Here is a 12,036-nt window from a genome sequence, read left to right on the forward strand (position 1 = left end):
CGAGGCGGAGAAATCACCGGCAACCTTTCCGCCTCCGGCGGTCACTGAAGGGTGCAGCATCGGCTCGAATCTCCGAACGGACGGCTAATGACGACAGCGAGGCAGGCCGCGAGACAGCGCAGGCGCAGGCGCCGACTCATCCTGGGCAGCACGGTGGCGGTGACCGCCATGGGCGTTCTCGCCTACCTGCTCGTGGGGTTGGTCCCCGACCGGAAGGAAGAGGCGGCGCCCGCGGCCGCAACGCCCGCCGCCAGCACTCAGGTGAGGTCCGCCGCCCCGACCGGCACGAGCAGCCCGACCGCGTCGGGGACGCCGACCCCGAGCGGCAGTCCGAGCCAGAGCCCGAGTCCGACGGCCACCGCCACCACCGCGTCGGCGAAACCGTCGGCCGCAGCCACCCCGCGTCCCCCGCAGGCGGCGACCACCACGGCCCCGTCGGCGGGGCGAATCAAGCCCGGCGTCACCTACACCGGGGTCGCCACCGCCTACGAGGCCGCGGACGGAAACGGCGCCTGCCTGTTCGGCCCGAGTCCCGACCTCATGATCGCGGCCATGAACACCACCGACTACGAGACGTCCCGGGCCTGCGGCGCCCACGTGCTCGTCCGCGCCTCGAACGGCAAGTCGATCACGGTACGGATCACCAACGAATGCCCCCTGCCCTGCGCACCCGGTCAACTCGACCTCAGCCAGCAGGCCTTCGCCAAGCTCGCCGACCTCAAGGTCGGCCGGATCTCGATCACCTGGCAACTGCTGAGCCCGGGCACCTCCGAGACCATGTCCGTCCGCTACAAGACCGGGTCCAGTCAGCACTGGTGCGCCATCCAGGCCATCGGCCACCGCAACCCGGTCGCACGCCTGGAAGTGCAGACCGGCGGCGGCTGGCGGCAGTTGCCGCGCACCGAATACAACTACTTCATCTCCGCCGACGGCAGCGGCTGCGGCGGCGCGATCCGAGTCACGGACATCTACGGAGAACGACTGACCGTCACCGGGATCGCCCTACGGCCGGACGTCGCGCAATCGACCGGGGTGCAGTTCGCCCGGCACTGAAGGCAGCCCCCGCACCGCACGAACATCGAAGCCACCGGACTGAGCGGCCCGGCGCCGATGGCTCCTCGGAGTGCGCGCCCTGGGCTGAAACGGGATCTCGCGGCGCCGGGTCACCCAGGCTCGGCGCTGCCGAGGAGGGGGTCCGGGAGTTCTCTCCAGCCGTCCGGGCCGAGTGCCAGCTCGGCGTCGGTGAGCAGCGCCTCGTCCAGTGCGCAGCGGATCCGCCATGCGTCCAGGCCGGTGCCGGTGACGTTGAGTTCGCTGCGGCGTTCGCCGTAGGGGTCGCGCCAGAACCAAGAGGCGAGCGTGCGCCGCAGGGGCGAGGCGGCCGCCCAGGCGGCTCCGTCCCGCGGCTCCAGCCAGCGGCCCGTCTCCCTCAGCTCCAGGTGCGCCCCTGCCGAGCGCCAGGTCACGACCTCGTCGGGGCTGCTGCCCAGCCACAGATGACCGCGGCCGCGTGCGACGCCGTCCAGCACGGTGTCGAGCGCGTCGGCCAGTCTCGCCGGGTGCAGAGGGCGGCGGGCCCGCCAGAGCACCGACTCCACGCCGTGATCGGCGGTGCGCGGTGGCGGTGGCGGTGGCGGCAGGACGGGTTCCAGCCGGGCCCGCCACGCGTCGGCCGCGCCGGACGGCAGGGCCTCGGCGATCGACGCCGCGCGCACGTCCCCGCCCGGCGCCACGACGACCCGCGCCTCCCGGTTCAGGTGGCCGACGAGCGCCGCGACGCCGGACGCGCTCCGGTCGCCTCCGGCCGACCCGTCCCGCACCGCCACCACGTCCGCCGCTTCCACCTGGCGGGCCGCGGCCTCCGCGGGCGTCAGGGCCTCGCCGAGGCCGCGCCCGTCCCACAGCCGGACGGGCCGGTGGACACAGCCGAGATCGGTCATGAAGGCGGCGGGATCGATGCCGACCGCGACGGGAGCCGGATCGTAGAAATCCGTCAGGGGCCCGCTCGCGACCCGTGCGCGCCACAGCTCCACCAAGAAGGGCAGGACATCGAGGGTCGCCGGAAGAGCGAGGACGACATGCGGCCGCCCCGGGCCCGCCGCTCGCCGCAGGGCCACGAGGTCCTGACGCAGAATCACCACCGGGTCCCCGGTGACACCCAGGGGGCCGGGCTCCCGGCCGTGCGGGCCGGTCCCGGAGAAGGAGCGCTGGACGACCGGGTAGCCCTCGTCGCCCCTGTCCTCCACCGACACGGCCAGCACCGTGGCCTGCGGGGAGACACGCAGCAGCGCGTCGACCACAGCGCCCCGAACGGCCGGGGTGTTGCCGGTGACCACGCTCAACAGGCCCTTGGACATGCGATCTTCCGTCAGTTGAGGTGGGCGACCTGCCGCGGCGCCGGAGCGGCGAGCAGGGATTCGGCAAGGCTGCCGTCGTCGGGCATTCCGGCCCGCAGCCATGCGGCGACCGCCTCCGCGTCGGCCCGGGTCGCGATCGGGCCGAGACGCACCACCGCCCCGACGGCACGGCGGTCCGCCGCGCAGGGCTGTACGGCGGCGTAGAGGCCGCGGCCCGAACGGCAGTGCAGGAACCGGTCCAGGCACCCGGTGGAGATCATGACGCCGTGGGAGCAGGCACGGACGGCCCGGCGCAGCACGTCCATGACGTGATCGTCGGCGGCGTCCCGGCACGTGGCACAGACGACCAGGGTGAAGGGGCGGTCGTGGGGGTCGCGTGCGGTGGGGTCCATGCGTGCGTTCCTCTCTCGCCCTCGGGGCGTGCCGCGGCACACCCTTGGCCACCGGCTGCCTCCGCGGTGCCGCACCCAAGCTAACAGCAATCGAAAACGATTTTCAATAAGCCGACGGGGAGGGGCCGCCGGGCGAAGAGGCGGCGGGTCGGCCAGGTCAGGTGAACCAGGCCCCCGTGGAAAGCTCCGGGTGCGCACCGCGGGCGGCGCGGGCGAGCGCGACCGCGCTGGAGACGAGGCCGACATGACTGATGGCCTGCGGAAAATTGCCGAGGAACGTGCCGTCCGACGGGTCGATCTGCTCCGGCAGGAGCCCCAGATGGTTGGTGCGCGAACACAGACTCTCGAACAGCTCGCCCGCCCGCTCGACATGCCCCTGCCCCATCAGGTTGTCCACCAGCCAGAAGCTGCACAGCAAGAAGGCGCCCTCCTGCTGTTGGTGCAGTCCGTCCGGTGAGCGCTCCGGCAGGTAGCGGTAGAGCAGGCCGTCCCCGGCCCCCAGCTGTTCGGTGATCGCCCGGCAGGTGGCCGCCATCTTGGGATGATCGGCGGGGACTACCCGGCGCAGGGGGAGAGCGAGCAGGGAGGCGTCCAGCGCGCTGCCGTCCCCCAGGTCCTCGGTGAGAGCGCCGACCCGGTCGTCCCAGGCATGGTGGAGGATCCGCTCGGTCAGGTGATCGGCTTGGCGTGCCCACCGCTCGGCGTCGCCGGGCAGCTTCAGCCGGTCTGCGAGCCTGGCAGCCCGGTCGAGGGCCACCTGGCACATGGCGGCGGAATAGGTGAAGGGCCTGCCGGAGGTGCGGACCTCCCAGATGCCGTGGTCGGGGGTGCGCCAGGCGTGCGCCGCCCGCTCGGCGAGGCCGGCCAGCCACTTCCACAGCTGGTCGTCGAAGGTTCCTCCGGTGGCGGCCCATTGGAAGGCACAGTCCAGGATCTCCCCGTAGACGTCGTGCTGCGTCTGCTCGGCCGCCGCGTTGCCCCAGCGGACGGGGGCGGAACCGCGGTAGCCCTCGAGGCCCTCGTCCACGGCTTCCGGAGGGGGAAGGTTGCCGTCGACGTCGTACAGCACCCGCGGCTGGTGGTTGTGCCGGGCCGCGGTCAGGGCCCAGTCCAGGAAGCCCCCGGCCTCCGACGGCAGTCCGATGCGGCGCAGGGCGAAGACGGTGAAGGCGGCGTCGCGGATCCAGGCGTAGCGGTAGTCCCAGTTCCGGCTTCCCCCGATGTGTTCGGGGAGCGACGACGTGGGGGCCGCGATGATCGCCCCGTTCTCCACGTAGTCCAGCAGTTTCAGGGTCAGGGCCGATCGGCGTACGAGATCGGGTCGTGGGACGTCGGCCACCACGAGCGAAGCCCAGCGCTCCCAGGCGCGCAGCGTGGCCTCCAGACCGGCCTCGGCAGTGGGATACGGACTGGGCGAGTCGTCCCAGCACAGCCGCACCACCAGCTCCTCCCCGGCCGGGAGCGTCACTTTGCAGTCCGGGGAGGTCCCGGAGCGTGAAGTGCTCAAGCGCAGGGCGACGCCCTGCCGCCCGCAGTCGAGCAGCCACTCCTCGCCGCGGCGCCGGACGTGGGCGCCGCCGCGCGGCTCCAGCTGGAGGTGGACGGTGACTTCGCCGTGGGTGACGCGTGCCCGGCGCACCAGCTCACCAGCGGCCGCCGGAGCGTCCTCCTCCAGCCGGGCGCCGACACGCAGCAGAAAGGCGTCCGTGATCTCCACGACGCCGGTGTCCGTGCGCAGCTCGGTGACCAGGACGGCCGTGTCGTCGACATAGCGCTGGCGGCTCTGGCGTACTCCCTGCGGCGAGAGCCGGAAGCCGCCTCCGTGTCGCCGGTCGAGCAGCGAGCAGAACAGGGGCTCCTGATCGAAACGCGGAACACACATGAAACTGATCTCCGCGTCCCGGCCGACCAGGGCGCAGCCACGGCCGTCACCGATCAGTCCATGGTCCTCGATCGGAAGGTAACTCTCTCGGCGGGTGAGTGGCTGCCAGAGCGTCATGGCGAGCAAGTACCCCGAATCCTTGAGGTTGATCAGTTCTCCGGTGCTCGCACCGGCCGGAACGACTGACGTGTCCGGTCGGGTGCCCCGCCGCTGTGGTGCCGGGGGCGCCGTCCCCCGCACCGTGATGCGGGCCGTGCCGGTCGTCTTGGTGGCTCGCAAGCCCTACGGGTCCTCGTTCGGTCCCTCGGTGGACCGCTGCCCGGCTCCCCCGTAGTGGGTGCGCAGTTCGTGGACGACGCCGAAGGCGGCTGCGGTGACCGGAACCGCGAGCAGCACTCCGACGAGCCCGGCCAGCGATGCCCCCGCGGTGAGCGCCACCAGGATCACCGCGGGATGGATCCGCACGGTCCGGCTCTGGACCATCGGCTGGAAGATGTTCCCCTCAAGGAATTGGACCACGAGCACCACACCGAGCGTCCACACGGCGATGACGAGTCCCCGGTCGGCGAGCGCGACCAGTACGGCCGCGGCTCCGGAGACGAAGGCGCCGACGTAGGGGACGTAGGCGCCGATGAAGACGATCGCGCCGAGTCCGAAGGCGCCCGGCACCCGCAGGATCAGCAGGCCGGCGGTGATGAAGACCGCGTCGATGAGCGCGACCACGGTGGTGCCCCGCATGAACCCCTCGACGCCCTCGAAAGCCCTGCGGGCCATCGCCACAACGGTGTCCGCGCTGCCGCGCGGGAGGAGCGAGCGCAGGGTGTCGGCGGCACGGTCCGCGTCCCGCAGGAAGAAGAAGACCAGCAGCAGCGCCAGCACCGCCATGCCGAGAGCCTGGGCGACGATGCCGACCCCGGTGACCACACCGGAGGCAGCCGTCCCGCCGAACCTGCCCAACAGGTCCAGAGCGTCATCGGCGAGATCCTCCAGCGAGGTGCCGGACGCACCGGACCGGTCGGCAAGCTCGCGCACCGCCCTGCGCAGCGAGGCGACGATCTGGTCCCAGGTGTCGACCAACGCCACCGTGACGAGGTACACGGCCCCCGAGACCGCCGCGAGGACGGCGACGCAGGTGAGCCCGGCGGCGACGGAGCGGTTCACCCCCGCTCTCAGAAGCCACCGGTGCACCGGGAGGAGCAACGCGGTACCGAGCAGCGCCAGCAGCACGGGGACGACCGCCGGCCGGAGCGCCACACAGACCTGGATGCCGACGTAGACGACCCCCGAGGCCAGCAGGATCACCACGCACCAGGCAGCGAACCGACGGACCGGCTCCGGCAGTAGTCGCACGTTTCTACCGTACGAACCGGCCGCACAGGCCCGGGCGACCGCCGGGCGCGTGACGGTGCTCAGTCGGCGTGCAGGGCCTGGCGGCGCAGGGGCGGGCGGGTGCCACGCGGGCGGTGTTCACGGGCGGTAGGGAAAGCGCGGGGGAATGTAGCCGGATCCCCAGAAGGGGGCGTAGCCGTAGTGGCTGTAGACCCGGTCGGAGTATTCGCGCTGGTCGACAAGTTCCGGATCGTACTCGGGCGCGTCGACGACGTCGTCCCGGGTACGGTCGATGCGAACCTGGTCCTCGGTCACGTCGGCCACCGCGTCGACCGGGATGTAGCTCTTCTTTTCGCCGAGGCCGAGGAAACCGCCGTACTCCATGAGGAGGAAGCGGACCTTGCGCTCCTCCTCGTCGATGATCAGGTCGCTCACCTTGCCGAGTTCGTTGCCGGAGCGGTCGGCCACTTTCCGGCCCCGTACATCCTCGTCGGCCGAGGGGATCATCTGTTGCGAATCGGAGAGCCGGGTCAGCACGGGAATGTCGCCGGTGTTCATGGAGCCTCCCTCGGACGCGTGCAGTACCGGCGCGGCCGGACGGTGCTGCCCGGGCACGCCACTCCGCCCCAGTTCCCCGCCACCACCGCCCCATGCGTGGAGTTCGGCATCAACGCTTCCGAGCGTTCGCGGCGGTACCCGCCTCCGGTCCGACGACTGCGTTCGGAATGCCCACCGTTCCGGGGACCGGAGCCCTTCCTTCCTCGTGCGGAAGAGTTTCGGACAATGAGCGGGAGGGTCGATTTCGTTGAATTTCGGAAGCAGCACGCCGAGGGAGGGCCGCTAAACCGGAATCTATCTCCCACATCGCCGGGCTCCGCTTCGAGTTTCGTTGGTATTTCGTGGGCCCTCCCGCTCTGCCTCGGGGTGCCCCATTCGAAGGTCGCTTCAGGGTCGCGCCAAGGATGTCCGTAAGGCGACACATCCGATAATTGACACCCCGCCGGCCCCAACCTACTCTCCGTTCAGTTCGGCGAACGTTGAACGATATACCGAACAATCGTCAGGCGGGCCGGTGGGACGTCCCAAGAGACGATCGCTCCGTCCGGTCCCGGCGTCGGCCAAGAGCCGCCCCGACGTCACTGGACCGCGGACGGTGGCCACCAGCACGCGTCGCTCGCCCGTACCCCTCCGCCGATCGCCGACTTCCGCACCTCGCGCCGGCGCGAACGCAGAAGAGGAATCCCATGGGTAGCCGCACACGCCGTCACACGCCGTCACAAGCCCTCACGCGTTGTCACGTGTCGCCACGCGATGTCATCGCCGCCCGGACCGGACACGCGGTCGTCGCGGCGCGTTACGGCGCCCTCCGGCATGCCCGCACGGCCCCTGGGCCCCTGGGCCCCTGGACCCCTGGACCCCTGGACCCCGGCAGACCTGCCCACCCGGAACCTCCTCCCTCCTTCACCCGCACCGTCCGACAAGGAGCACAGCATGGCCATGAACAGGCGCACCTTCCTAGGACTGGGCGCGGCCGGAGCCGTGGCCGCCGTCCATGCGTACGGCGTCCCTGCCGCAACGGCATCCCCATTAGCCCCGGCGGCCGCGCCGACCCAGCGCTTCGCCATCGGGGTGCGGGAGTACGCCTGGAGCCGCGGCAGCCGCCGGCTGACCACCCGGATCTTCTACCCCGCCACCGGCACCCCGGGCGGCAATCCCGTCGTCAACGCCCCTGTCGCGGGCGGTGTCTTCCCCATCTGCGAGTTCAGCCACGGCCTCGGCGGCAACCCGGAGAGCTACGCGCCGCTGGTCCGCCCCTTGGCCGAGGCCGGATTCGTCGTCCCCGCGCCCGTCTTCCCCACCACGTCCAGCGGCACCCCGGGCAACATCCAGGACGTCTACAACGGAAACCAGTCCAGGGACGTCTCCCAGGTCATCACGAACACCCTCGCCCTCAACACCACGGCCGGCGACCCGCTCGCCGGGCACCTCGACACCACCACCGGCGTCGGTGTCGCGGGACACTCGCTGGGCGGCATGACCACCCACGGGCTGCTGACCGCCTGGCCGGACAGCCGGGTGGTCGCCGCCGTCCCCTTCGCCTGCGTCGACATGGGCGACCCCGGCACCACGGTGCGGGCCAAGGTCCTGTTCGTCCACGGGGATCAGGACCCCATCTGCCAGTACTCCTCCGCACGCCAGGCCTACGGGGAACTGCCCGCGCCCAAGGCGTTCCTCACCCACCGCGGCACGGGCCACGACCAGTACATATGGAGCGGCTACAACCACACCCAGACCGTCGCCACCTATGTGGACTGGATGCGCTGGAGTCTCTACGCCGACACCGCCGCCCGCGACCGTCTCCCCGCCGACGCCACCTCCAACACCAGCACCACCACGTGGGAAGCCGTCCTCACTTCCCTCCCCGCCGGGCCGACGGTCGGTCTCCGTTGCCGGGCCAACAACCGGTACATCTGCGCCGAGAACGCCGGAGCCGACCCGCTCGTCGCCAACCGCACCGCCCTCGGCGACTGGGAACGCTTCGACCTGATCGACCTCGGCGCAGGCACCGTCGCACTGCGCGCCCGCGTCAACGGCCGGTACGTCTGCGCCGAGAACGCCGGCGCAGCCGCCCTCATCGCCAACCGCACCGCCGTCGGACCCTGGGAAACCTTCCAGCGCGTCAACAACACCGACGGCACCATCAGCCTGCGCGCACAGGCCAACAACCAGTACGTCAGCACCGGGACCAGCGGGACCAACCAACTCACCGCCAACCGCACGACCATCGGCCCCGCCGAGTCGTTCGACCTCGTCAACGGCTGACCACCACCCAGCAGACCGGTCGCCTTCCGTACGACGCCATTCCGTGGGAGGCCGTGCTCGTCCGAGGACCGCACACCCTGCCCGAGCCACTCACCTCCTCGGCCCGCCGGCGTTCCGCCCAGCCAACTGAAGGAGACAACCGCCCATGTCCTGGCTCAACCGTCCCCACAGCCGCAGAGGGGTGCTCGCGTCCGCGGCCGGCCTCGCCGCGGCAGCCGCGACACCGCTGGCGCACCCCACGACGGCCCGCGCCGCCACCGCGTCCGCCGCGCACCCCGGGGCAGCCGCGCCGTCCGTCGAGCCCGCCGCCACGCAGATCGCCAACCCCGTCATCTGGCAGGACTTCGCGGACATCGACATCATCCGCGTCGGCGACACCTACTACTACTCCGCCTCCACCATGCACTACTCCCCCGGAGCGCCGATCCTGCGCTCCTACGACCTGGTCAACTGGGAGTTCGCCGGCCACTCCGTACCCCGCCTGGACTTCGGCGCCAAGTACGACCTCAACGGCGGGCGCGGCTACGTCCGCGGCATCTGGGCATCGTCCCTCGCCTACCGCCCCGGCAACCGCACCTTCTACTGGCTGGGCCAGATCGACTTCGCCCGGACGTACATCTACACGGCCTCCACCGTCGAAGGGCCCTGGACCCAGCACACCACCCTGCCCACCTACTTCGACGCCGGGCTCCTCGTCGACACCGACAACACCATGTACGTGGCGTACGGCAACACCCAGATCAGCGTGGCCCAACTCTCCGCGGACGCGCGCACTCAGGTCCGCGCACAGCAGGTCTTCAGCACGCCGTCCAGCATCGGGACCCTGGAAGGCGCCCGCTTCTACAAGATCAACGGGAACTACTACATCTTCCTGACCCGCCCCGCCAACGGCCAGTACATCCTCCGGTCCACCTCCGGGCCCTTCGGCCCGTACACGCTGCGGCAGCTCCTCCTCGACCTGCCCGGCCCCATTCCCGGCGGCGGCGTCCCCCACCAGGGCGGACTCGTGCAGACCCAGAACGGCCAGTGGTACTACATGGCTTTCGTCGACGCCTACCCCGGCGGCCGCGTCCCGGTCCTGGCGCCCATCACCTGGACCGCGGACGGCTGGCCCCAACTGCAACTCGTCAACGGCGCCTGGGGCACCACCTACGCCGCCCCCGACCTGCCCCCGCCACCCCGCGAGGTCGAGCCCCTCACCGGCGTCGACACCTTCGCCGGTACCGCCCTCAAACCGAAGTGGGAGTGGAACCACAACCCCGACCCCACCAAGTACACCGTCGACAACGGACTCACCCTGCGGACCGCCACCGTCACAGGCGACCTCTACTGGGCCCGCAACACCCTCACCCACCGGATCCAGGGCCCCACCTCCACGGCCACCGTCGCACTCGACTACTCCGCGATGCGGGACGGCGACCGCACCGGACTCGCCCTGCTGCGCGACTCCTCGGCCTGGATCGGCATCAAACGCGACAACGGCGCCACCAGAGTGGTGATGGTCAACAACATCACCATGGACAGCAACTGGAACACCACCAGCACCGGCACCGAAGTCGCCGGCACCGCCGTCTCCGGCGGTCGCATATGGCTGCGCGCCACCGCCGACATCCGCCCGGGCGCCGGCCGCCAAGCCCTCTTCTCCTACAGCACCGACGGCGCCAACTACACCCGTCTCGGCCCCGGGTTCACCCTGAAGAACGACTGGCAGTTCTTCATGGGCTACCGCTTCGCCCTCTTCAACCACGCCACTCAGGCCCTCGGCGGCGCCGTACGCATCACCCGCTTCGAACTGGCCGCCCAGGCGACCGACAACCCGACGTCCGTGGTCGGTCTCCGTTGCCGGGCCAACAACCGGTACGTCTGCGCCGAGAACGCCGGAGCCGACCCGCTCGTCGCCAACCGCACCGCCCTCGGCGACTGGGAACGCTTCGACCTGATCGACCTCGGCGCAGGCACCGTCGCACTGCGCGCCCGCGTCAACGGCCGGTACGTCTGCGCCGAGAACGCCGGCGCAGCCGCCCTCATCGCCAACCGCACCGCCGTCGGACCCTGGGAAACCTTCCAGCGCGTCAACAACACCGACGGCACCATCAGCCTGCGCGCACAGGCCAACAACCAGTACGTCAGCACCGGGACCAGCGGGACCAACCAACTCACCGCCAACCGCACGACCATCGGCCCCGCCGAGTCGTTCGACCTCGTCAACGGCTGACCACCACCCAGCAGACCGGTCGAGTCACCCCGATCGCCCCGCGCTCCGGGCGGTCGCGTTCCCTGGCCCACATCCGCCGGATGTGGGCCGGCTTCGTGCTGCGCGCGCTGCGTGCCAGGGCCGCCGGGCTGCGCCTTGAGGAAGTCGGGTCTCACCAAGATCGACGCGTTCGGGGGTTGAACTCTGCAGCACTCTAGATGAAAATGACAATCGTATTTATGTACAGCCCCGGAAGGTTGACCGTGCTGGATCCGTACGAACGCTCCGCCGAGTACCTGGACCTCTTGATGGCCGGAGCCTGGCAGTCCTTTGCTCCGGCGCTGACCGGCCTGCTCCACCAGGTGAAGGCCGATGCCGGACCGGTGGTGGATCTCGGGGCCGGTACCGGCCGTGGGGTCGCCGCCATCTGCGCCGCGCTGCCGGGCGACGCGCCCGTCCTCGCGGTCGAACCCTCCGCCCCCATGCGCGCGGTGCTCCTGGCCCGCGTCCATGACGCCCCTGAACTCCGGGGCCGGGTCACGGTGCTGGCGGAGGACGCCGCACACGTCTCCCTGCCGGACGGTCTGCGAGCGATCGTCGCGCTGAACATGCTGGGCCACCTGCCTCCGGCCGAGCGGCGGGCCCTGTGGACGACGGCCGCGCGGCGGCTCGCTCCCGGCGGCGCCCTCATCGTCAATGTCAGCCCGCCCGTCAGGCCGGAGCGCGTTCCGCGCACCCGGATGGCTACGGCGACCGTGGGCGCACTGCACTACGAGGGGTGGGCGAGCGCGGAGCCCTCGGGCGACGACGAGGTCACCTGGCGGATGGACTACCGCGTGCTGCGGGACGGTCTTCCGCTGTCGGAGGTGACGGTCGACTACCGCTGGTGGGTGGCGAGCGAGAGCGAGCTGGCCGAGGAGGCCTCGGAAGCCGGACTCGTCATGCGACCCGGTGATCCCGCTCTCGGGCTCCACCTCCTCACACGCGAAGGCGAGTAGGGCCCGGCGCCCCGGCATCCGGCGCCTGAACCCTTCCCGCACGCCCCCACGTCATCCACGG

At 71.1% G+C, this 12,036-nt stretch carries 8 protein-coding genes and 1 pseudogene; 4 read left to right on the forward strand and 5 right to left on the reverse strand.

Annotated features, from left to right (window positions below):
- Positions 1-87: 87 nt before the first annotated feature.
- Positions 88-1,053 carry an expansin EXLX1 family cellulose-binding protein gene (locus ICC28_RS21825; protein ID WP_188290346.1) on the forward strand — a complete coding sequence of 322 codons (966 nt, stop codon included), beginning with the start codon at positions 88-90 and terminating at the stop codon, positions 1,051-1,053.
- A 110-nt stretch (positions 1,054-1,163) separates the two neighbouring features.
- Here the strand turns inward: ICC28_RS21825 and ICC28_RS21830 are convergent, their stop codons facing one another.
- The 5 genes from ICC28_RS21830 to ICC28_RS21850 all read right to left on the reverse strand — a co-directional run bounded on the left by ICC28_RS21830 (position 1,164) and on the right by ICC28_RS21850 (position 6,518).
- On the reverse strand, positions 1,164-2,357 hold the full coding sequence (locus ICC28_RS21830) for a GTP-binding protein (RefSeq protein WP_188290347.1): 1,194 nt from the start codon (positions 2,355-2,357) through the stop codon (positions 1,164-1,166).
- Positions 2,358-2,368: 11 nt separating this feature from the next.
- Positions 2,369-2,749 (reverse strand): hypothetical protein, encoded by a 381-nt coding sequence (locus ICC28_RS21835; RefSeq protein ID WP_188290348.1) that lies wholly within the window; start codon positions 2,747-2,749, stop codon positions 2,369-2,371.
- A gap of 157 nt (positions 2,750-2,906) precedes the next feature.
- Positions 2,907-4,748, reverse strand: coding sequence for a glycoside hydrolase family 15 protein (locus tag ICC28_RS21840; protein ID WP_188290407.1), 1,842 nt, complete (start codon positions 4,746-4,748; stop codon positions 2,907-2,909).
- Between the two features lie 165 nt (positions 4,749-4,913).
- Positions 4,914-5,981, reverse strand: coding sequence for an AI-2E family transporter (locus ICC28_RS21845; RefSeq protein WP_188290349.1), 1,068 nt, complete (start codon positions 5,979-5,981; stop codon positions 4,914-4,916).
- A gap of 117 nt (positions 5,982-6,098) precedes the next feature.
- Entirely contained in the window at positions 6,099-6,518 is a 420-nt protein-coding gene (locus ICC28_RS21850; RefSeq protein ID WP_188290350.1) for a PRC-barrel domain-containing protein, read from the reverse strand.
- Between the two features lie 933 nt (positions 6,519-7,451).
- On the opposite strand from ICC28_RS21850, the gene ICC28_RS21855 reads away from it, so the two are divergent.
- The 3 genes and pseudogenes from ICC28_RS21855 to ICC28_RS21865 all read left to right on the forward strand — a co-directional run bounded on the left by ICC28_RS21855 (position 7,452) and on the right by ICC28_RS21865 (position 11,975).
- Positions 7,452-8,783, forward strand: a complete 1,332-nt coding sequence (locus tag ICC28_RS21855; RefSeq protein WP_223189222.1) for an alpha/beta hydrolase — start codon at positions 7,452-7,454, stop codon at positions 8,781-8,783.
- A 145-nt stretch (positions 8,784-8,928) separates the two neighbouring features.
- Positions 8,929-10,581, forward strand: a pseudogene (locus ICC28_RS21860) (glycoside hydrolase 43 family protein); the annotation flags it as partial.
- 635 nt (positions 10,582-11,216) lie between these two features.
- Positions 11,217-11,975 carry a class I SAM-dependent methyltransferase gene (locus ICC28_RS21865; RefSeq protein ID WP_223189223.1) on the forward strand — a complete coding sequence of 253 codons (759 nt, stop codon included), beginning with the start codon at positions 11,217-11,219 and terminating at the stop codon, positions 11,973-11,975.
- Positions 11,976-12,036: the final 61 nt, after the last annotated feature.

The organism is Streptomyces sp. TRM68416 (genome assembly GCF_014596915.1).
Lineage (GTDB): Bacteria > Actinomycetota > Actinomycetes > Streptomycetales > Streptomycetaceae > Streptomyces.